General features: G+C 50.5%; 20 protein-coding genes and 1 other annotated feature. Of the genes, 1 reads left to right on the forward strand and 19 read right to left on the reverse strand.

The window, feature by feature from the left end:
- Positions 1–64: 64 nt before the first annotated feature.
- The 13 genes from DXD12_RS10125 to DXD12_RS10185 form a co-directional block, all read right to left on the reverse strand.
- The gene (locus DXD12_RS10125; protein ID WP_118638296.1) at positions 65–727 is read right to left on the reverse strand and encodes a hypothetical protein; all 663 of its coding nucleotides are present in this window, start codon (positions 725–727) and stop codon (positions 65–67) included.
- Positions 728–894: 167 nt separating this feature from the next.
- A complete protein-coding gene (gene rplL, locus DXD12_RS10130) occupies positions 895–1266 on the reverse strand; it encodes a 50S ribosomal protein L7/L12 (RefSeq protein WP_107001383.1) in 372 nt (123 codons plus the stop codon).
- Between the two features lie 104 nt (positions 1267–1370).
- On the reverse strand, positions 1371–1859 hold the full coding sequence (gene rplJ, locus DXD12_RS10135) for a 50S ribosomal protein L10 (protein WP_022360614.1): 489 nt from the start codon (positions 1857–1859) through the stop codon (positions 1371–1373).
- A gap of 47 nt (positions 1860–1906) precedes the next feature.
- Positions 1907–2041, reverse strand: a sequence feature (ribosomal protein L10 leader region).
- A gap of 37 nt (positions 2042–2078) precedes the next feature.
- Positions 2079–2846: a 2-C-methyl-D-erythritol 4-phosphate cytidylyltransferase gene (gene ispD, locus DXD12_RS10140; protein WP_118638297.1), complete on the reverse strand. Its 768-nt coding sequence runs from the start codon at positions 2844–2846 to the stop codon at positions 2079–2081.
- Positions 2847–2961: 115 nt separating this feature from the next.
- Entirely contained in the window at positions 2962–4131 is a 1170-nt protein-coding gene (tsaD, locus tag DXD12_RS10145) for a tRNA (adenosine(37)-N6)-threonylcarbamoyltransferase complex transferase subunit TsaD (RefSeq protein ID WP_243105378.1), read from the reverse strand.
- Positions 4132–4136: 5 nt separating this feature from the next.
- Positions 4137–5048 carry a ribonuclease Z gene (locus DXD12_RS10150; protein WP_022360617.1) on the reverse strand — a complete coding sequence of 304 codons (912 nt, stop codon included), beginning with the start codon at positions 5046–5048 and terminating at the stop codon, positions 4137–4139.
- A 221-nt stretch (positions 5049–5269) separates the two neighbouring features.
- On the reverse strand, positions 5270–5512 hold the full coding sequence (locus tag DXD12_RS10155; protein WP_181357235.1) for a hypothetical protein: 243 nt from the start codon (positions 5510–5512) through the stop codon (positions 5270–5272).
- A 116-nt stretch (positions 5513–5628) separates the two neighbouring features.
- A complete protein-coding gene (locus DXD12_RS10160; protein WP_022360619.1) occupies positions 5629–6033 on the reverse strand; it encodes an ACT domain protein in 405 nt (134 codons plus the stop codon).
- Between the two features lie 85 nt (positions 6034–6118).
- A complete protein-coding gene (gene rimI, locus DXD12_RS10165) occupies positions 6119–6607 on the reverse strand; it encodes a ribosomal protein S18-alanine N-acetyltransferase (RefSeq protein WP_118638298.1) in 489 nt (162 codons plus the stop codon).
- Positions 6607–7356, reverse strand: a complete 750-nt coding sequence (gene tsaB / locus DXD12_RS10170) for a tRNA (adenosine(37)-N6)-threonylcarbamoyltransferase complex dimerization subunit type 1 TsaB (RefSeq protein ID WP_117796084.1) — start codon at positions 7354–7356, stop codon at positions 6607–6609. The genes rimI and tsaB overlap by 1 nt, the downstream gene beginning before the upstream one ends.
- A 23-nt stretch (positions 7357–7379) precedes the next feature.
- Complete coding sequence (tsaE, locus tag DXD12_RS10175; RefSeq protein ID WP_022360622.1) at positions 7380–7805, reverse strand: tRNA (adenosine(37)-N6)-threonylcarbamoyltransferase complex ATPase subunit type 1 TsaE; 426 nt, start codon at positions 7803–7805, stop codon at positions 7380–7382.
- Positions 7802–8299 (reverse strand): YcxB family protein, encoded by a 498-nt coding sequence (locus DXD12_RS10180; protein WP_117796085.1) that lies wholly within the window; start codon positions 8297–8299, stop codon positions 7802–7804. The genes tsaE and DXD12_RS10180 overlap by 4 nt, the downstream gene beginning before the upstream one ends.
- Positions 8300–8392: 93 nt before the next feature.
- Positions 8393–10546 (reverse strand): Tex family protein, encoded by a 2154-nt coding sequence (locus DXD12_RS10185; RefSeq protein ID WP_117796086.1) that lies wholly within the window; start codon positions 10544–10546, stop codon positions 8393–8395.
- Between the two features lie 232 nt (positions 10547–10778).
- Here DXD12_RS10185 and DXD12_RS10190 point away from each other — a divergent pair, with 232 nt between their 5' ends.
- The gene (locus DXD12_RS10190) at positions 10779–11159 is read left to right on the forward strand and encodes a hypothetical protein (RefSeq protein WP_118492426.1); all 381 of its coding nucleotides are present in this window, start codon (positions 10779–10781) and stop codon (positions 11157–11159) included.
- A 93-nt stretch (positions 11160–11252) separates the two neighbouring features.
- Here DXD12_RS10190 and DXD12_RS10195 read toward each other — a convergent pair whose 3' ends face one another.
- The 6 genes from DXD12_RS10195 to DXD12_RS10220 form a co-directional block, all read right to left on the reverse strand.
- A complete protein-coding gene (locus DXD12_RS10195; RefSeq protein WP_118293355.1) occupies positions 11253–12470 on the reverse strand; it encodes a homoserine dehydrogenase in 1218 nt (405 codons plus the stop codon).
- Between the two features lie 5 nt (positions 12471–12475).
- Positions 12476–12919, reverse strand: a complete 444-nt coding sequence (locus DXD12_RS10200) for an ACT domain-containing protein (protein ID WP_107001373.1) — start codon at positions 12917–12919, stop codon at positions 12476–12478.
- Between the two features lie 204 nt (positions 12920–13123).
- Positions 13124–14251 carry a peptide chain release factor 2 gene (prfB, locus tag DXD12_RS10205; RefSeq protein ID WP_117796089.1) on the reverse strand — a complete coding sequence of 376 codons (1128 nt, stop codon included), beginning with the start codon at positions 14249–14251 and terminating at the stop codon, positions 13124–13126.
- Positions 14252–14463: 212 nt separating this feature from the next.
- Entirely contained in the window at positions 14464–17046 is a 2583-nt protein-coding gene (gene secA, locus DXD12_RS10210; protein ID WP_117796090.1) for a preprotein translocase subunit SecA, read from the reverse strand.
- Positions 17047–17380: 334 nt separating this feature from the next.
- On the reverse strand, positions 17381–18166 hold the full coding sequence (locus tag DXD12_RS10215; protein ID WP_207661054.1) for an RraA family protein: 786 nt from the start codon (positions 18164–18166) through the stop codon (positions 17381–17383).
- Positions 18167–18339: 173 nt separating this feature from the next.
- Positions 18340–20610, reverse strand: coding sequence for a hydratase (locus DXD12_RS10220; protein WP_118472584.1), 2271 nt, complete (start codon positions 20608–20610; stop codon positions 18340–18342).
- Between the last annotated feature and the right edge of the window lie 70 nt (positions 20611–20680).

The raw sequence follows: 20680 nt of genomic DNA on the forward strand, positions 1-20680 counted from the left end.
GTCCCCTCCGCAGATAAGTGGACGTTACTGTTCACGCATACGTGCCCAGTAACTAAGTGGACTCTCAATCGCAGTAAGGAAAATTGCGGATAAAGCCGACCGAATTCTGCGGAATCGATACGGTCCTCTCCTGAATATCTCCGACAATCTGGTAAAACTTCTGGTTTATCCGATACATATGCGATTTGCGGTTAAAAAAGACCGTCTTTTCAAAGGGCCAGCGGATGACGGTCGGCGTCTTGAAGTCCACTCCCAGCTCGAGAATCAGAAGCGCATGGTTTAAGGTTCCAGCCAGCCATTCCCGGTAGAGATTCCAGCTTTTCAAATAACCCTCCTCGATATACGGATTCGCCAGAACTGTGTTTTCTGTCAGCGGCGCCCCACAGTGCGGGCAGATACCATCCGCCACCTCGCCGCGCTCCCAGATATCCTTCGTACAGCCTTTCGAACACTGAAGCCAGTTCACATTACCGCACGGCGCCGTGATCTTCGCTTCATCCAACGAACTTTCAAAGATGCGCGCATCCTTTGCGGTCGTCACGATAAAATAATCCTTCCCCTCTGTCATCGCTGCCAGCGCCCGGTATGCCTCCTGTACCTCCGCGCCTCCCGCCTTCTCCCATTCACTTCCAAGTCCAATCAGCAGAAATTCGCACGCCTTAATCCGCTCCCGAAGCGTTTTAAGTTCTGCATCTGCTGCCATTTCATTTTCTGTCTTCTCTGCCATCTTAATCTGATTCCCCCGTATAAAAAAGAGTCTGCATCTTCGCGCGAGTGCGCATCATTAGAAATTCCAAGGAATTTCCTATTACACAAAAAGAGCCCGGCATGCGCTCACGCACACGCCAGACTCCCCATCTGTAATGCAATTAGCTCTATGCGAAATTACTTAAATTACTTTAAGGTAACTTTAGCGCCTTCAGCCTCTAATTTAGTCTTGATGTCCTCAGCCTCTTCCTTGGAAGCGCCAGCCTTAACTACCTTCGGAGCACCGTCAACTACTTCCTTAGCCTCTTTCAGACCAAGACCTGTAGCTTCACGAACTACCTTGATAACTTTAACTTTGTTCGGGCCAACCTCTGTCAGCTCTACGTCGAACTCAGTCTTCTCTTCTGCTGCCTCAGCTGCACCTGCTGCTGCTACAACAACGCCTGCTGCTGCGGATACACCGAACTCTTCCTCGCAAGCTTTTACTAAATCGTTTAACTCTAATACGGATAATTCTTTGATTGCCTCAATGAACTCAGCTGTTGTTAACTTTGCCATTTTAATATTCCTCCTGTGATTGAATTTTAAATCGGCCTTATGCGGCCTCTTGCTTTACTATGCGGCTCTCACGCACCTTACACCCTGCTTTGCAGGTAAGGGTCTTATGCCTCCTGCTGCTCTGCGATCTGTTTGATAACACGAGCGAAGTTTGTGATCGGAGACTGCATGCTTCCAAGAAGTTTTCCAAGAAGAACTTCTCTGGACGGGATGGTTGCGATAACCTGCATGCCCTTTGCATCGTAGTAAGTATCCTCTACAACGCCGCCCTTGATCTCAAGCTTGTCTGCTTTTTTAGCGAACTCAGCTAAAATTCTTGCCGGAGCTGTAGCATCCTCTTTGGATACAGCCAGAGCGGTCGGACCCTCCAGATTCGGCTCCAGAGCCTCGAACGCGGTACCCTTAGCAGCGAAACGAATCATGGTGTTCTTATATACTTTATAAGTAACACCAGCTTCTCTTAACTGCTTACGGAGCTGTGTGTCCTGCTCAACTGTCAGTCCACGGTAGTCAACTACTACTGCGCCCTTAGCGCCGTTGAATAATTCTGCGATTTCAGCAACAACCGGCTGCTTTAATTCAACTTTTGCCATGATTGGTTTACCTCCTGTTTTATTTCTATAACCGCCTGGTAAACGTTTTCTGTAAAATAAAATCCCTCCGTCACTCGCAGGACAGGGGGATAGAAATATACAACGATATCAGTTCCCTCGGCAGGCGTATTAACCTTATGCCTTTCGGCACCTGCTGTCTTCGGCAGTTAAACACGATAAGTACTATAACATAGAAGTCAAGGGTTGTCAATAGACCTATTAACTTTTTTTATTTTGTAAAAATGCAGCCGCAACCTCCATATCCTCCGGCGTTGTCACCTTGATATTCCGGTAAGAACCTTCGGTCAGGCGCACCTTGTGATCGGTCATCGTCTCGACCACCATCGCATCATCCGTCACTCCCTGCTGGTACTCTTCCCGACTCATCATCTTGTCATACGCCGCGCGGATCAGCGGGTAAGTAAATCCCTGCGGTGTCTGAATCATCCAGACATGCGCCCGTTCCGGCGTCACAGAGGCAAATCCGTCCGCATCCACCAGCTTGACCGTATCCTTTGACGGCATGCCTGCCACTGCTGCGCTATAACTTCGTATATCTGATACGATACGTTCAATCATCGGCTCGTCCACAAACGGACGCGCCCCGTCATGAATCAGGACGCAGTCCCCCTCCCCATAGGAAAGCTGGCTGCCGAGCGCCTTTAACCCCTCGTAGACCGAATGGTAGCGCTCTTTTCCGCCCGCAACGATAGCGCGCACCTTGGAAAATACATATTTTCCTACAATCTCGTCCCGGCAGTACGCGATCTCATCCGCCCCGGTCACCAGAATCACATCATCGACCCGGCTCTCCTCAAACGCGTGAAGTGCATACCAGATGACCGGCTTTTCCTCCAGAAGGAGAAACTGCTTCTGAATCTTGCTTTTCATCCGTTTTCCCTGTCCGGCTGCCAGAACGATAGCGGCGGTGCGGGTCGGATGCGGTGTAATTTTCTCTTTTCCAAATTGATCCAATGTATGTTCCATCTCGTTTCTCCTCCATGCCAGAACGATCTCTTAAAACACTCTTTTTCCACTTTTTGTCAAATCAATATTTTTTTTAAAACTAACCGCAAAACAATTCTTCCTGAAAAAATTTGTATTATCTCTCGCCCAGCTTCAAATTCGGCACCGCATTCAGATCCCAGCCTGCGCGCGCGCCCTTCTTATATTCATAGTACGCCGCCGCGCCGATCATCGCCGCATTGTCCGTACAGAAGATCGGTGACGGATGGAAGAACCGGATCCCCGCCTCTTTACAGGCTTTCTCCATGCCCGCCCGGAGAGCGGAGTTGGATGCCACACCGCCGGCGATCGCCACGCGCTTATAGCCGTGCTGTTTCGCCGCCTCGATCGTGCGCGATACCAATACTTCCACAACCGCATTCTGGAACGAAGCCGCCAGATCCGGCACATTGATCTCCTCGCCCATCATTTTCGCATGGTTAATATAATTTAAGACCGCCGATTTTAAGCCGCTGAAGCTGAAATCATATGGATTGTCGCCCACTTTTGCCCGTGGAAACTCAATCGCATGTGGATTCCCCTCTTTTGCCGCCTTATCGACCTTCGGGCCGCCCGGATAACCGAGCCCGACCGCGCGTGCCACCTTGTCAAACGCCTCGCCTGCTGCATCGTCTCGGGTGCGTCCCAGAATCTCAAATTCGCCATAATCTTTCACAATCACCAGATGTGTATGTCCGCCTGACACGATCAGGCACATGAACGGCGGTTCCAGATCCGGATTTTCGATGAAATTTGCCGATACGTGCCCCTCGATATGGTGTACGCCGACCAGCGGCTTCTTCGCCGCATACGCGAGTGCTTTGGCTTCCGCCACACCGACCAAAAGCGCGCCAACCAGCCCTGGACCGTAGGTAACTGCAATCGCCGTCATCTCCTCCAGACTCATATGTGCCTCTGTCAGCGCCTCTTCAATAACCTGGTTGATCTTCTCGATATGCTTTCTCGACGCAATCTCCGGCACAACGCCGCCAAACAGCGTGTGAAGATCGATCTGGGAAGATATGATATTGGAAAGAACGGTACGTCCGTTTTTCACGACTGAAGCTGCCGTCTCATCACAGGAACTCTCGATTGCAAGAATGTAAACATCTTCTGATGGGTGTCCGTTTTCTGTATCATGCACGGAAATCTCTGCCCCCGATACCGGAGCTTTCCCTAGTCCCCGTCCAAATGCTCCTGAAACTGGCATTTCCATCCGTTCTTCCTTCTTTTCTTCTATATTTTCTCTCTTTTCTTCCGTCTGCATCGCCCTTACTCCTCATCAAATCCCAGCTCTGCCGTCCAACCATCACGGGCGGCTTTCGCTCTCGGGAATATCTCACGCACTTTATCCATATAATCATCCGGACGGATGAGCGACGGGCTGTAATGAGTCAGCCACATTTCCTTCGGCTGGGCCTCCTTCGCCAGGTGCGCCGCCTCCTGGAATGTCATATGCTTGTATTCTCTCGCCTTGGCTTCTTTCCCGTCCTCGCCGTACATGCCTTCACAGATAAACAGATCCGCATCCTTCGCGTACTCCGCAATTACCGGAAGCGGTCTCGTATCGGTACAGTATGCCACCTTGATTCCCTTCCGGTCACCTCCGAGCACCATATCCGGTGTCAGCGTTCTGCCTTCCTCCTCGATCGTCTCCCCCTTCTGCAGGCGGCTCCAGAACTTCTGCGGAATCTCCTGCGCCCGCGCGCGTTCCACATCGAACCGTCCCTTTCTCGGAATCGAAATCGAGTACCCATAACAGGTCACATTATGGTTGACCCGGTACGCATCGATCACATACGGTCCAATCTGAAGCTGCTGTCTCGGCTCCGTCAGCTCAATAAACTCAAGCGGAAACGGCAGTTCCGGCGCGATCGTCCGCAGTGCCGTCACCACGCGTTCCAGTCCCTTCGGTCCAATCATCGTGATCGGCTCCGTCCGCTCCGCATTTCCCATCGTCAACAAAAGTCCCGGCAGACCGCTGATATGATCCGCGTGATAATGTGTAAAACAAATCACATCCACCGGCTTCGGGCTCCAGCCCTTTTCTTTCAACGCAATCTGCGTGCCTTCCCCGCAGTCTATCAGCAAATTGCTGCCCGAGCAGCGGACCATCAAAGCCGTCAGCCACCGATACGGCAGCGGCATCATCCCGCCCGTTCCCAGCAAACATACATCTAACATGAAACATCCTCTTTTCTATTAAATAAATGATTCATAATAAATCTTTTTAATTAAAAGTCATGCAAAAAGCTGTCAAAACAGCTTTTCTCCTAACTCCCATATCATTTAATAATATCATAAAGAAATACTATGTTGCAAGCCAGAAATTCAGCAATCCAATTCACTGGAGAGACGCAGATGGCGCACCGCCTGTCCCGCGTTTTTCCGTGCCCCTCACGACTCTACAATAGTTCCGTCCTCTCCTCCTTATCTGCCTCAATCAGAAATTCCCGCGTCACTCCATCATAGCACTCCTCGCACAGATCAAAATGATGCACCTCCCCATCTTTCTCCGAAAAATAGTCCCATGCCACATCAAAATGCGCCGCTCCTTCGCGCAGAATGCCTTCTTTCACCGCCAGCTTCTTTCCGCACCGGTTGCAGACAACCGACAGAAGAATGCCGCTCTCTCCATATTTTCTCATGCTCTCCTCGCCTTTCTCTTCTATATACGCAAAATGGAGAAGCCATGTCCTCCACAGCTTCTCCATCATTATACTGTTTTTTATACCGGTTTTTAAGCGGAAAGTGCTGGAAATACTTACAGTACCTTATATCCCTTCGATGTCAGGCAGATGCTGACCTCCCTCACATCGTCCGTGTGAAGCACCATAACCGGCTTGCCAGAATCACGATTGAAGGAGAGATACAGGTAATCTACATTGATATTGCTCTCTTCGAGGGAAATTAACAGACGGTTGAGTGCTCCGACCTCGTCATCCAGTTCGACGCCAAGCACCTCTGTCAGACGGCAGAGATAACCAGCTTCCGCCAGCACTTTCTCCGCGTGCTCTGGATTAGAAACAACCATACGGATAATACCGTACTCCGCACTGTCATTCGTGATCGAACCCCAGATGTTAATATTCTCCTTCTGAAGAAGGGATGTAATATTCTGTAAACGTCCTTTCTTATTCTCTGCAAAAATAGATACCTGACTCAGCATATGAACCTCCTACCGTTCTTTTCTCTTAATTTAACACTGTAAAGTGTTACGCTTTTATCTGTTAAACAGTATACTCATTTCCATTTCATCTGTCAATGCTTTTTCCGCTTCTTTTCCAATAAATCAGCGCATCTTCCGTCGGCCCGCTGTAATAATTCTTCCGAATCGCCTCTTTCTGAAAGCCATACGCCTCATACAGCGCAATCGCCGGGGCATTGGATGCACGCACCTCCAAGGTGATATCCTCGACGTTTTCTTCCTCTGCTTCCCTTAACAGCCGTTCCATCAGAAGCCGCCCATAGCCGCGCCCCCGGCACGCGCCGTGAACCGCGATCCGCATCAGCTCGCCTTCCCCGGCAATGACGCGGAAATTGCTGTAGCCACAGACGGTTTCATCCTCTTTCAGCACCCAGGCTTTATCCCAGCTGCTCGTCAGCAGATCCTGTAAAAGCTTCTCCGACCATGCATCCGAAAAGCATTCCAGTTCCAGTGCCCGGACCGCAGGAAGATCCCCCGGCTGAAAATCCACTATCTGAACACGAAGCTTTTTTTGCGTTCCCGTTCCTGCCGCCATTATTTCTTCTCCACAACCACAATACCGGCTGCCAGCTTATCCATCTCGCCCTGGCGCTCTGCGACCTCGCGCTCGCGCTCCGCCTGCGATTTCCGCAGATAATCCGGCTTGTGTTCGGCTGCCGTCTCAGTCTTTCCCTCTGCCAGATACACTGCACCAAGCGCTGCCACCGCCGAAGCCCGCTGACGGCTCGCCTGTGCCGGTGCAAACGAATACGGCACCTTCATCTCTTCCTCGATCACCGCCCGGTTGACCGGCACACCGTCCCCCAGGAAAATCACGCGCTCGCCGCGCTCATTTAACTCGGCAATCAACGCATGGATATCCGTAATGCACTGTTCTTTCACAATCTCGAACTTCTCTTCATAGCGATAGAGTCCCGTGTACACCTGCTGCCGTCTCGCATCCAGCATCGGGCAGATGAGCGCCGAAGCCCCGTACAGACAATATCCCATCGCATCCATCGTCGGCACATGGATCAGCGGCTTCCCAAGCGCCAGTCCCAGTCCTTTCGCTGTCGCAGAGCCAATCCGAAGCCCCGTAAAAGAGCCCGGACCGCCGGATACTGCGATTGCATCGATGCTTTCCAACGGCACCTCCAGCATTTTCACAATCTCATCAATCATCGGAAGAAGTGTCTGCGAATGCGTTTTTTTCAGATTCACCGTATATTCCGCCGTGATCACATCATCCGTAACAATAGCAACCGATGCCACCAGGGATGCGCTTTCGATTCCCAAAATTCTCATTTTCTCTTTCCTCCTGTCGCCGGCTACTGCTCGTTTACTGAAATTTTCCGGTAATCAAAGCCCTTTTCCAGATCCTTTTCAATCGTGATCTGGATCGGATGTTCCGGCAGGATCTCGCGGATGCGCTCCGACCATTCGATCAGGCAGATGCCCTCGCCGTAGAAATAGTCCTCATAGCCAATCTCATCCATCTCGTCCACATCGCCGAGACGATATACATCAAAATGGTAGAGCGGCAGGCGCCCATCGTCGTACTCCTGCACGATCGTGAAAGTCGGGCTGTTGACCGGTTCCTGAATTCCAAGTCCCGCGGCAAACCCCTGGGTAAAGACCGTCTTTCCTACGCCCAGATCACCATTCAAACAATACACCTGCCCTGCCTGCGCTTCCATTCCAAGCTTTTTTCCAAACGCATACGTCTCTTCCGGGCTGTTTGTTTCTATCATCATGCTCGAATTCCTCTTCTCTTTTCCTGCGGCAGATTTCTTGTAAGCATACTGAGAAAAATCTGCTCCTCCGAACCTCTGAACACGCGCTTCGGCATCAGGTACGCCTTGTCCCGACCCAGGTAAAGCACATATATTCCCGCGATCTTTTTCACTTTTACCAGCTTATCCCAGCTGATCTCGCCCTTGCTGTTCGCCTGGCGGGCACGGATGCCCTCGTCTCCAATGTGAAATACAATCTCAGCTCCCGTTTTCGCATCCCCGGCGGTGCGCTCTGCCTGTTTCCAGATTGCAAAAATCTGAAATCCTGTCAAGGCAATCACTCCCAGAATCACCAGATTCGTCACCTGCGTTCCCAGACGTTCCTCGCTGGCTGCCGCTGCAATAATAACGAGCACCGTCAGTATGATGCATCCGATTCCACGCAGTCCCGCCCAAAAATTGTACATCGAATAAATAAAAATCTCTTTTGGCTGTATTTTTACACGTAAGTCCATTTTATCTTCTCCCTAATTTTCTATGCCTTATCCGCCGCCCCATTCCAGTCAGCGCTCCTGCATCCTATAACCAACGGCTGAATCTGCCGTGGTTTACTTCGTCTCCCGGATTTTCATCGTCAGCGAAATGCGCTTCTTCGCCACATCAACCGCCAGCACCTTGACCTCCACGATATCCCCGACGCTGACCGCCTCCAGCGGATGCTTGATATAGCGGTCTGTCATCTGGGACACGTGAACCAGACCATCCTGATGCACGCCGATATCCACAAACGCACCGAAATCAATGACATTCCGCACGGTTCCTTTTAAAATCATGCCCGGCTTCAAATCCTTCATTTCCAGCACATCCGTGCGGAGAATCGGCTTCGGCATCTCCTCACGCGGGTCGCGCGCCGGTTTTTCCAACTCGCTCACGATATCGAGTAAGGTCGGCTCGCCGATCGAAAGCTCTTTTGCCAGCTTTGCCGTATCCGCGATCTCCTTGCGGATATTGCGGATGCCGCCCGCCGCGATCTCCTTCGGATCATGTCCAAGCTGCTTTAAAAGTGCCTCCGCTGCTTTATAGCTCTCCGGGTGCACACTCGTCGCATCGAGCGGATTCCTGCCGCCCTGGATCCGCATAAATCCGGCGCACTGTTCATACGCCTTCGGTCCCAGCTTCGCCACCTTCAAAAGCTCACGGCGCGTTGAAAATGCGCCATTCTCCTCCCGATATGCCACGATATTTTTCGCAATCGTCTTGTTAATGCCGGAAATATAGGCGAGCAGCGGCGCCGATGCCGTATTCAGATCCACGCCGACCTTATTTACGCACGTTTCCACCACGCCCTGCAGCGCCTCGCTTAAATTTTTCTGGTTCATATCATGCTGGTACTGACCGACTCCAATGGATTTCGGATCAATTTTTACCAGCTCCGCCAGCGGATCCTGCAGGCGTCTCGCGATCGATGCCGCACTTCTCTGTCCGACGTCAAACTGCGGAAATTCCTCCGTCGCCAGCTTGCTCGCCGAATAAACCGACGCGCCCGCCTCATTGACGATGACATACTGAACCTTCTCCGGAATTTCTTTTAAGAGTTCCACGATGATCTGCTCAGATTCTCGGCTTGCCGTACCATTCCCCACTGAGATCAGGGAAATGCCGTACTTGCGGATCAGCTTTTTCACGATCTCCTTCGACTCTTCCACGCGGTTCTGCGGCGCAGTCGGGTAAATGACCGTCGTATCGAGCACTTTTCCCGTCTCATCCACAACTGCCAGCTTGCAGCCCGTCCGGAATGCCGGATCCCAGCCGAGCACCACGCATCCTGCGATCGGCGGCTGCATCAGGAGCTGTTCCAGGTTCTTGCCAAATACCTGAATCGCGCCGTTCTCTGCCGTTTCTGTCAGCCCCGCGCGGATCTCGCGCTCGATGGCCGGTCCGATCAGGCGGCGGTAGCTGTCCAGAATCACTTCTTCCATCACGCGCGCCGCATCCCCATCCGGGCGGATAATCAGCTGTTTCTCCATATACCGGACAATCTGCTCCTCCGGCGCTATAAGCTTCACGCTCAGAATCTTCTCTTTCTCACCGCGGTTGATCGCCAGCACACGGTGTCCCGCCAGCTTTTTGACTGGTTCGGAGAAATGATAGTACATCTCGTACACCGACTGTATCTTCTCATCCTTTGCGGATGCCTCCAAAAGACCGTCCTGCATCGTCTTTTTACGTGCGTAGTTGCGGTATTTTGCCATCTCGCTGATCTGCTCAGCCAGAATATCACGCGCGCCGTCTATTGCCTCTGAAACATCTGCAACACCCTTTTCTTCCGACACATACTTCGCCGCCTCCGCCTCCAGGCTGCCGCCCGCTTCCTGCTTGTAAATCCAGACTGCTAACGGTTCCAGCCCTTTCTCACGGGCAATTCCGGCACGGGTGCGCCGTTTCGGGCGGTACGGAAGATAAAGATCTTCCACCGCAACCAGCGTCGCCGCATCGCGGATCTGTTTCTCCAGCGCCGGAGTCAGCTTCTCCTGGGCGCGGATCGCACCGATCACCTGCTCCTTTTTATCCTCCAGATTCCGAAGATAGCGCAGTCGCTCATCTAGCTGGCGCAGCACCTCATCATTCAGGGAACCGGTCGCCTCCTTGCGGTAGCGCGCGATGAACGGAATCGTGTTTCCCTCATCGATCAGCTTTACCGCCGCTTCGACCTGATTTCTCCCTATCTGAAGCTCTTCTTTCAATGCCTGTATAATATCCATGCAAAAACTCTCCTTCAATATCAATACGCTGTTTAATCATACCATTCCAGCGCATATTTCGCAAGTCAATGCCTAACTGGACAAGCGGCTTTATTCATGATACACTTTTATCGGATTCAATCCGCCAGATGGGCATAGATTTTGTTTTGCCCTATTCAGCGGCTGTCTCTAATTTTCAGAAAAGGATGTAGCTGTTTTCTTTTTTCACAGTTATGAAAGGATTAGATATACGATGAGTTATTACGATGAAACACCTTCTCCGAAGGAACATTCAGATACAAATGAAACCCGGCGCAATCGTTCGCGCCGCTATGCCACGATGTCAATGATGTGCGGCATCTTCGCATTTTTCTCCCTGTTTTTGAGTTTTTCCGCCGCGATTCTGCTCGGAATGTCGGCGAATGTACTGTTTGTCCTCTCCAAGGAGGAAGGACAGCCGCGGCGCGGCAGCGCAGTGGTCGGGCTGATACTGGGAGTTATGTCTACCATCTTTGGAGTAGTTGAGTTTTTCTGCCTGATCCAGGTGTACCATATGATTACGGATCCGCAATATGCACCGTTTTTTGATCAGGCGATGGAGTTGTATGAGAGTTTGATTGGTCCGTTACAATAAAATGATTGGCAAGGGGACCTTTTTCTGTGTATTTCTTGCGTTAAAAAGCACACCGCGTCATGAATGACTTTGGCGTGCTTTTTACTTTATATCCTATTTTGTATAGCGAATCGTCTGGCGGATATCTTCCTCGAACGCCGCTGCCAGTTTCCGGAAGCGTGCTTCGGTCATTTCTCCGGTTACGACCGCAAATTCGTCCATCTCCGGGAGTTCGATGGTTTCTGCCTCACCGAAGGCTGCACGCACATCGGCAAGTTTGTCGGCTGATTTGCCTGCCAGTCGGAGGAAGTAGCTGAAGGTTACTTCGCCCATCGGTGCAACTGGCTGTTTTTCGTCGGTCCAGCCGGTCGGGATGTTGTCTTCCATGTGTCCGGCGATCTCTACGATGTCGCTGACGACTGCGCTGGCGGTCGGGAGTTTTCCGGCGCCGCTGCCGTAGAACATGACGGTTCCAAGTGTATTGCCGCGAACCATGACTGCATTGTATACGTCATTGACTGCAAAGAGCGGATGATCCGGTCCGATCATCATCGGGCATACATAGACGCTGGCTTTATTGCCTTCCATGCGGCTGGTTCCAAACAGTTTAATCGAAGTTCCCAGCTTTGCCGCATATTTGAAATCAGTATCGGTAATCTTTGTGATGCCCTCGGTCGGCACATCTTCGTAATTTACTTCTTTTCCAGTTGCCAGTGAGGTAAGAATCGTGATCTTGCGGCAGGTATCGTAGCCTTCTACGTCTGCCTCCGGGTTGCGCTCTGCATATCCGAGTTCCTGCGCTTTCTTTAAGGCTTCCTCAAAGGTCTGACCTTCTCTTGCCATCTTGGTAAGGATGTAGTTGGTTGTACCGTTTAAGATACCGCTGATTTCCTCGATCTTCTCGCCTGCAAGAGACTGGGTCAGCGGACGCAGAAGCGGAATGCCGCCGCCTACGCTGGCTTCGAAGAGGAAATTTAAGTTCTTCTCGCGTGCAATCGCCAGAAGCTCGGTGCCGTGTGCCGCTACAAGTGCCTTGTTGGAGGTCACAACGTGCTTACCGGCTAACAGGCACGCTTTTGCAAACTTGTATGCCGGATTGACGCCGCCCATCGCCTCTACAACGATCTCTACTTCTTCGTCTTTTTCAATGATCTCAAAATCATGAACAATCTGCGCTTCGTGCGGATCACCCGGAAATTCACGCAGATCCAGAATATATTTTACTGCAATCTCTTTGCCGGTTTTTTCTGTGATTTTGTCTTTGTTGGTTTCTAATACTTCTACGACTCCGGAACCAATTGTTCCATAGCCCATCACTGCTACCTGAATCATAATCTTTACTCCCTGGCTATAATTTTTACGTTGTGTACTCCCGAATTTTCTTCCATCTCTTCGACCATATGCGATATATTTCCGGTATCCGAGCGGACTTCCACGCTGAGTGTCAGCGTCGCCACATTGTTGACCGGAATACTCTGATGAATCGTCAGAATATTCGCCTTGTAAATCGCTACGATATGAAGAAGATCCGATAAAAGTCCCTGTTCATCATCCATCTGCAGCACCATGGTAATCGTTTTGCCCTTGGCGTTGTCGTAAAATGGAAAAATATCGTCCTTATACTTGTAAAAGGAACTCCGGCTGATCCCAAGCTGGTCGGTCGCCTCCTGAATCGTCATCGCCTTTTCCGACGCAATGAGCTTCTTCGCTTCCGCCACCTTCAAAAGGACTTCCGGCACTGCTTTCTGCTTTAACAGATAATACTTTGTCTTTTCTTCCATTCCATCTCCGCTTATGTACGCACCAGAAATACATTTGTGTTTACCAGGAAGATATTATCACATTTATTGACGCTCTGCAATCTATTTTTTTCATAATAATCGAATTGTATCTGTAAAAAAACAGCCTGAACTGACGGCACTCGACAGAGTATTTTCTTCTCTGTCAAACTTTTGTGCCGCCAATCCAGGCTGATTTATCTTCTTTTACGCCTCTTCTGTCTTCTGGTTTTTCAGGCTGATCCACTTTAAATACGCACTGATAAACAGATCAATATCTCCATCCATCACCGCGTTCACATTGCCATTTTCAGCGTTCGTCCGGTGATCCTTGACGAGCGTGTACGGCTGCATAACGTAGGAACGGATCTGGTTTCCGAAGTTAATGTCCTTGACATCGCCGCGGATGTCGGACAACTTCTCGGCATTCTCCTGTTGTTTGAGCAGGTACAGCTTTGCCTTTAACATCTGCATCGCCTTGTCCTTGTTCTGGAACTGGGAACGCTCATTCTGGCACTGTACGACGATACCGGTCGGCAGATGCGTGATACGGATCGCGGAGGACGTCTTGTTGATATGCTGTCCACCGGCACCACTCGAGCGATAGGTATCGATCCGCAGATCGTCCGGATTAATCTCCACATCCAGATCTTCTTCAATATCCGGCATGACATCACAGGAAACGAACGAGGTCTGACGCTTGCCAGCCGCGTTGAACGGGGAAATACGGACCAGACGATGGACGCCTTTCTCCGATTTCAGGTAGCCGTAGGCATTTTCGCCGTTGACCTGCAGTGTGATGGACTTAAGTCCCGCCTCGTCGCCATCCAGGAAATCAAGCACCTCGGTCGTAAAGCCCTTTTTGTCCGCCCAGCGCTGGTACATACGATACAGCATACTGCACCAGTCCATCGCCTCGGTACCACCCGCGCCCGCGTTCAGCTTGAGGATCGCGTTGCAGCCGTCGTACTCGCCGGACAGGAGTGTCTTTGTGCGGAGTTCTTCCAGCTCTTTGACGAACTCATCTAACATCTCCTGAATCTCCGGAATCATCGCCGGGTCATTTTCCTCATAGCCCATCTCGATCATGACCTGGATATCCTCATACTGCTGTTCAAGGTGCTTGTAGCCATCCACTGTATCTTTGAGATTTTTCGCCTCACGGACCGTCTTGGTCGAGCGCTCCGGATCATCCCAGAAGCCCGGTTCTTCCATTGATTTGTCAAGCTCCGTGATGCGGCGCTCCTTATTTTCCAGATCCAGGGAATCCTTGACCTCTTTCAGCGTCTCATCGTAGGTTGATAACGTATACTTAAACTGATCTAATTCAACCATGCTCTCACCTTCTCCATTCTCATCTATCTGCTGCCATTTTTCTCAACGGTTCAGCATTCTTTCAGTTATATTTTGTTACGGATCACACACATATAGACCGTAACTCTTTTTTATATTTGGAAAAATTCCCGGAACCAGGTATTTCGCCATAGTTTCGGGAATTTTCTGCACAGACTGCTGCAAAATCACAGCAGCCTGCCTTCTTTCATCTATTAATTCTTCGCGTACAGCTTCCGTCCACAGCACTGTTTGTACTTCTTGCCGGAACCGCATGGGCACGGATCGTTCGGGTAAATCTTCTTCTCCTCACGCTTCTTCGGTGCCTGCACGGTGCTGTCGTCACGGTTGGTTCCCGTTACCTTGGCAGCCGGTTCACGCTCGACCTTCTGCTCTGCACGGATGTGGAACAGAATACGGACGGTATCCTCACGGATCGCTGCCGTCATGCTGTCGAACATCTCATAGCCGCTCATCTTATACTCAACCAGCGGGTCTCTCTGACCATACGCCTGCAGACCGATGCCTTCGCGCAGCTGATCCATATCGTCGATATGAGCCATCCACTTTGCATCAACCACTTTCAGAAGGATCACGCGCTCCATCTCGCGTACCTGTTCCGCGCTTGTAAACTCTGCCTCGCGTGTCTCATAAAGCTTCGTTGCCGCCTCTTTGAGCATATGTTTCAGCTCGTTTTTCTTCATATGCTGCTGGTCTTCCGTCAGCTGAATCGGCTCTAACGGGATAACCGGAAGCAGCAGGGAATTTAACTCAGACAGATCCCACTCAGCCGGTTCCTGCTCATCAGAGATGGACATATCTACGGCATTTTCTACGATATCCGTGATCATCTTCATGATAACGGAACGCATATTCTCGCCATCCAGTACACGGCGGCGCTCTGCGTAGATTGCCTCACGCTGCTCGTTCATAACCTCGTCGTATTTTAACAGGTTCTCGCGGATACCGTAGTTGTTGGTCTCGATCTTCATCTGTGCTTTCTCAATCGCCTTGGAAAGCATCTTGTGCTCGATCTGCTCATTCTCCGGTACGCCCATGGCGTTGAACATATTCATCAGACGCTCTGAACCGAAGAGACGCATCAGGTCATCCTCCAGGGACAGGTAGAAACGTGATTCACCCGGATCGCCCTGACGTCCGGCACGACCGCGCAGCTGGTTATCAATACGTCTGGACTCATGACGCTCTGTACCGATAATCTTTAAGCCGCCCAGTTCTCTGGAAATCTCATCCAGCTTAATATCCGTACCACGACCTGCCATATTAGTCGCGATCGTAACGGCACCGTGGATACCTGCATCTGCTACGATCTCAGCCTCCAGCTCATGGAACTTCGCATTTAATACCTTATGCGGAATGCCGCGTCTTGTCAGCATCTTGCTCAGGAGCTCGGAAGTCTCGATCGTAATGGTACCAACCAGAACCGGCTGTCCCTTTTCATGGGCTGCTGCCACTTCCTCGACAACCGCATGGAATTTCTCTTTTTTCGTCTTATAAACCGCATCCTCGTAATCAATACGCTGTACCGGGCGGTTCGTCGGGATGGAGATAACGTCCATCTGGTAAATGTTACGGAACTCCTTCTCCTCGGTCTGTGCCGTACCGGTCATACCAGCCTTCTTGTTGAACTTGTTGAAGAAGTTCTGGAAGGTAATGGTTGCCAGCGTGCGGCTCTCACGGCGCACATGTACGTGCTCCTTCGCCTCAATCGCCTGATGGAGACCATCGGAATAACGGCGTCCCGGCATGATACGTCCGGTAAACTCATCGACGATCAGAACCTCGTCATCTTTTACCACGTAGTCCTTATCGCGGAACATCAGGTAGTTGGCACGCAGTGCCAGGATGATGTTGTGCTGGATCTCCAGGTTCTCCGGATCCGCCAGGTTTTCGATGTGGAAGAAATCTTCGACCTTCTTCACACCAGCCTCGGTCAGGTTGACTACTTTATCTTTCTCATTGACTACGAAATCGCCTGTCTCCTCGATCTCCTCGCCCATAATGGCTGCCATCTTGGAAAATTCTGCTGATTCCTCGCCCTTTTCCAACTGACGTGCCAGAATATCGCAGACCTCATAGAGCTTCGTGGACTTGCCGCTCTGTCCGGAAATGATAAGCGGGGTTCTCGCCTCATCGATCAGGACGGAATCGACCTCATCGATGATCGCATAGTCCAGATTCCGCATAACCATCTGCTCTTTGTAGATCGCCATGTTGTCACGCAGATAATCGAAACCAAGCTCATTGTTGGTAACGTAGGTAATATCACAATTGTAAGCTTCCCGGCGCTCGTCGGAATTCATCGAGTTTAAAACCACGCCGACCGTCAGACCGAGGAATCTGTGAACCTCGCCCATCCACTCTGCATCTCGTTTTGCCAGATAGTCGTTGACGGTAACGATGAATACACCCTTTCCAGCCAGCGCATTTAAGTACGCCGGTGCGGTGGAAACCAGGGTTTTACCCTCACCAGTACGCATCTCTGCGATACGTCCCTGATGCAGGACGATACCACCGATCAGCTGAACCGGGTAATGCTCCATATTTAATACTCGTCTCGCCGCCTCACGCACGGTTGCAAATGCCTCCGGCAGAAGGTCGTCCAGCGTCTCGCCGTTCGCAAGGCGCTCTTTGAACTTGCGCGTATTGTCGCGCAGTTCATCATCCGATAAGGCAGTCATCTGCTCGCGCATACCTAGAATCTTATCCACGATCGGGCGGATCAGCTTCAGCTCGCGTTCGCTGTGGGTACCAAACACTTTCTCTATCAGATTCATGCTTTTCTCTCCTATTTCTTACATTCTAAATCTAGTTATTTTATTTCATTCCATCATAAATGATATGTTTTAATACTTAAAGATCGTATAGGCATAGTTATACAATCTTATTTATTCTAACACTAACGGGGATTTTATTCAATGATTTCATTATTTTTTTACATTTATGCTGCGCACGCGCCCGGCTGAGATAACCCGAACCTGCCGTACCCGGAAAATCCCAGCCATAAAACAAGCCCCTCCATACACGAACAAAGGGACCTGCTTACCTCGCTTCCAGCATGGTAAACAAATCCCTGTTTTTATGAAATATATTCCCGAAAATACCTATTTATTATTTTGCTTTTTTCAGCTCCTCAATCCCGCCGCCGGCTTCCAGAATCCGGGAAAATTCTTCTTCTTTTGCCGCGGACTTCTCCGCTTTTTCAAGCACTTCCTCGACAAGCTCATTCGGAACGATGCAGACACCCGAACCGTCTGCCACGATCAGGTCGCCCGGCATGACAAGGCAGCCGCAGAGGCTGACCGGTCCGTTCACTTCTGCACACTCCATGCGGTATTTTCCGGTCATCGGCGTCACGCCGCAGGAAAAGACCGGGAAATCCATCCGGCTGATCTCCTCCGTATCGCGGCAGCTTCCATAAGCGATGCAGCCTGCAAATCCCCGCACTTTCGCCAGATGGCAGCTCTGGCCACCGATATTGGAATACTCCAGATTGCCTCCGAAATCGGACACCAGCACATCGCCCGCCTCGCCCAGGTAGAAAATATCCTTCGTGGACATCAAAATCTTATCTTTGTCTCGCTGTCCCTGCGTCGCCGTCTTGCGGGACGGGATGCTGCGGACCGTGACAGCTGTTCCCACCAGGCGTGAGCCTGCCTTGACTGGCTTTAAGCAGGTGTTTGGAACAGCACCGTGAATGCCGTAAGTATCCAGAATGTCCGATACAGCCGTACTCATATCTTCCAGCGCATAGTAGCGGTCAATCACCTCTTTGCTGGTACGTGGAATCTGAATCTGCACAATCTTTTCGCGCGGAACTGTGCCCCAGATGCGCCCTTCTGCCTTATATTTTTCATAATCAGCGTCTCTCTGCGCCTGCATTTCTTCTATATTCATAGACTCTCTTTCCCTTTCTTTTAAACTATTTCTCACGTTTTGGCTGTTTCAATCTTTCACGACTGATTATACGCCCGCAGTCCCCGCCCCATCGGGCATCCGGGATTCCGGGCGTACAGACAGGATTCAGCGTCTACTCACAATACTCACAAGCAACCGCCCGATTCCCATTTTTATTTTGTGTTTTTGTAAAAGTTAATCAAGCTTCCCGCCAGCAGAACTTCCTTCTCCGCCTCGGTCACATCCTTGAGAGCCAGCATAAGCTTCCGGCTGCTGCCGTCTGTTCCGATAACGGTTGCTTCAAATTCCTTTGCACCCTTTTCAACTGCTTCACGGATACCCGGCAGATATACATACTCGCCAGCTTCCAGATTAATTTCCGCCTCATCACAGGTAAATGGAAGGATACCCCAGTTGACGCAGTTGCTGCGGTAACGCTTGGTTGCGTACTCGATACAGATGTCAGCCAGACCGCCAAGCACCTTCTGACAGCTTGCTGCATACTCGCGGGCAGAACCATCACCCGGACGTTTTGCATACAGTACGGAACCAATACCGGTTGTCTGCATCAGCTCCTCAAGCGATGTTGTAACGCCAGCTGCCTGCAGTACCTGATAAAATTCACCAGCCTTAGCGCTGTCACCAGCCAGACGAGCCTTCTCATACTCCTGTGCCGCTTTCGCACGACCAACATACTTCGGATCCTTACGAATCAGGGTAAATTCTGAAATCTTGTACGGATTAGAACGATAGGAGGCTGTCTCACCGGACGGGATCAGTTCGTCTGTGGTGGTCACTTCGTCACGGATTACGCTGGCTACCTGTAATAACAGATTTTCTTTTAACGGCTCCATCTCCGGCCAGTCCTTGATGGACGGTCCATAAACGATCTCTGTCTCCGGTTTTGCTTTTCCAAATCCATTGTATACAATGTTCTCGTAAATGTGCTCATTGAATTCATAGGATGGTGTTTCAAATACAACCGGGCAGTTCTCTGCAGAGGTTAAATAGCCGCCATTAAATGCAGTTGCCGCGATTGACTTGGAATCCATCAGTGCAACCGATGCGATCTGACCGGTTGCCGGGTTGCTTCCCTCACGGTTCGGGAAGTTACGAGTGCTATGACGGATACAGAAATCATTGTTTCCAGGTGCATCCGATGCGCCGAAGCACGGTCCGCAGAATGCAGTCTTCACGCGCACACCATATCCCATCAGGTCATTTAAGACACCGATTTTGTTTAACTCATACATAATCGGCTGAGATGCCGGATAAATATTGAATGGGAAGGTTCCCAGTCCTTTGTCCATCTTCTTCGCGATCTGGTCAACCGCATAGATATTTTCGAAGGAACCAGCTGCACAGCCTGCGATCGCCGCCTGATCAACCTTGATCTTGCCGTCATGAATCTTGGAGCAGAGATCCAGATGAATATCCTTGTTATTCTCGAAAACACGCTCTGCCTCTTTTTCTACCATCTTTAAATATTTCTCCGGTTCAGCGATGACATCCGCTAACGGATATGCATTGCTTGGATGGAACGGAAGCGCAATCATCGGAACGATCGTATCCAGATTTACCTCTACTACGCCGTCATAGAGTGCTGCATTGCCCGGAACCATCTCCTTGAAGCCCTGCGGACGTTTGTGGATCTCAAAATACTCTTTTACCTTATCATCCGTCGCCCACACAGAAGACAGACAGGCAGACTCGGTTGTCATCGTATCGATACCGTTTCTGAAATCCATCGACAGGCTGTGTACGCCCGGTCCAATGAACTCAAGGACTTTATTCTTCACAAAATTATTCTTAAATACCTTGCCGATGATGCTCAAAGCCACATCCATCGGACCAACCCACGGCTTCGGGGTACCGGTTAAAAGAACGGCAATCACACCCGGATAGTCGATCTCATAGTATTTTCCCAGCATTGCCTTTGCAAGCTCCGGACCGCCTTCGCCGATGGAGACAGAACCCTGTGTACCATAACGGGTGTGGGAATCGGATACAATCGACATATCGCCGGAGTTAACGATCATCTCACGCATATACTGATGGATGACTGCCTCATGAGGCGGAACGAAGATACCACCGGATTTACGGCAGGCAGATTCTGCATATTTGTGGACATCGGTGTTAATAGTGCCGCCGACTGCACACAGGCAGTTATGGCAGTTGGTAAATACACACGGCATCGGGAACTCCTTAAGACCGCTTGCGTAAGCAGTCTGGAGAATTCCGACATAGGTATTATCATAAACTCCCATGGAATCAAACTGAATCTCCAGATGTTCCATATTATCTGAGTGATTGTGTTTAGAAAGCACCTGCCAGGTCAGTGTTTCTTTCTTTGCTGCTTCTTCAGAAAGCTTTGCAGCTTCCTCTGCACTTGCAATGTGATCGTTATTTATAATGAATTGTTTTCCCTCATGTAAGGTTACCATATATGTACTCCTTTCGTTACGATTCGTGCCAATCGAATCATTCTCATTTTTCTGCCAGAAATCAGCTTTT

Source organism: Clostridium sp. TF11-13AC (genome assembly GCF_003481065.1).
Taxonomy (GTDB): Bacteria; Bacillota; Clostridia; order Lachnospirales; family Lachnospiraceae; genus Otoolea; species Otoolea fessa.

Coding starts and splice junctions, on each gene's coding strand:
- rimI (WP_118638298.1), bottom strand. CDS start 6,607: ATGGCGGCAGGAACGGGAACGCAAAAAAAGCTTCGTGTTCAGATAGTG.
- tsaB (WP_117796084.1), bottom strand. CDS start 7,356: ATGAGAATTTTGGGAATCGAAAGCGCATCCCTGGTGGCATCGGTTGCT.
- rplL (WP_107001383.1), bottom strand. CDS start 1,266: ATGGCAAAGTTAACAACAGCTGAGTTCATTGAGGCAATCAAAGAATTA.
- DXD12_RS10155 (WP_181357235.1), bottom strand. CDS start 5,512: ATGAGAAAATATGGAGAGAGCGGCATTCTTCTGTCGGTTGTCTGCAAC.
- DXD12_RS10220 (WP_118472584.1), bottom strand. CDS start 20,610: ATGGTAACCTTACATGAGGGAAAACAATTCATTATAAATAACGATCAC.
- tsaE (WP_022360622.1), bottom strand. CDS start 7,805: ATGATGATAGAAACAAACAGCCCGGAAGAGACGTATGCGTTTGGAAAA.
- secA (WP_117796090.1), bottom strand. CDS start 17,046: ATGAATCTGATAGAGAAAGTGTTTGGTACCCACAGCGAACGCGAGCTG.
- tsaD (WP_243105378.1), bottom strand. CDS start 4,131: ATGCAGACGGAAGAAAAGAGAGAAAATATAGAAGAAAAGAAGGAAGAA.
- rplJ (WP_022360614.1), bottom strand. CDS start 1,859: ATGGCAAAAGTTGAATTAAAGCAGCCGGTTGTTGCTGAAATCGCAGAA.
- DXD12_RS10125 (WP_118638296.1), bottom strand. CDS start 727: ATGGCAGAGAAGACAGAAAATGAAATGGCAGCAGATGCAGAACTTAAA.
- DXD12_RS10190 (WP_118492426.1), top strand. CDS start 10,779: ATGAGTTATTACGATGAAACACCTTCTCCGAAGGAACATTCAGATACA.
- prfB (WP_117796089.1), bottom strand. CDS start 14,251: ATGGTTGAATTAGATCAGTTTAAGTATACGTTATCAACCTACGATGAG.
- DXD12_RS10200 (WP_107001373.1), bottom strand. CDS start 12,919: ATGGAAGAAAAGACAAAGTATTATCTGTTAAAGCAGAAAGCAGTGCCG.
- DXD12_RS10150 (WP_022360617.1), bottom strand. CDS start 5,048: ATGTTAGATGTATGTTTGCTGGGAACGGGCGGGATGATGCCGCTGCCG.
- DXD12_RS10195 (WP_118293355.1), bottom strand. CDS start 12,470: ATGATTCAGGTAGCAGTGATGGGCTATGGAACAATTGGTTCCGGAGTC.
- ispD (WP_118638297.1), bottom strand. CDS start 2,846: ATGGAACATACATTGGATCAATTTGGAAAAGAGAAAATTACACCGCAT.
- DXD12_RS10160 (WP_022360619.1), bottom strand. CDS start 6,033: ATGCTGAGTCAGGTATCTATTTTTGCAGAGAATAAGAAAGGACGTTTA.
- DXD12_RS10185 (WP_117796086.1), bottom strand. CDS start 10,546: ATGGATATTATACAGGCATTGAAAGAAGAGCTTCAGATAGGGAGAAAT.
- DXD12_RS10215 (WP_207661054.1), bottom strand. CDS start 18,166: ATGAATATAGAAGAAATGCAGGCGCAGAGAGACGCTGATTATGAAAAA.
- DXD12_RS10180 (WP_117796085.1), bottom strand. CDS start 8,299: ATGGACTTACGTGTAAAAATACAGCCAAAAGAGATTTTTATTTATTCG.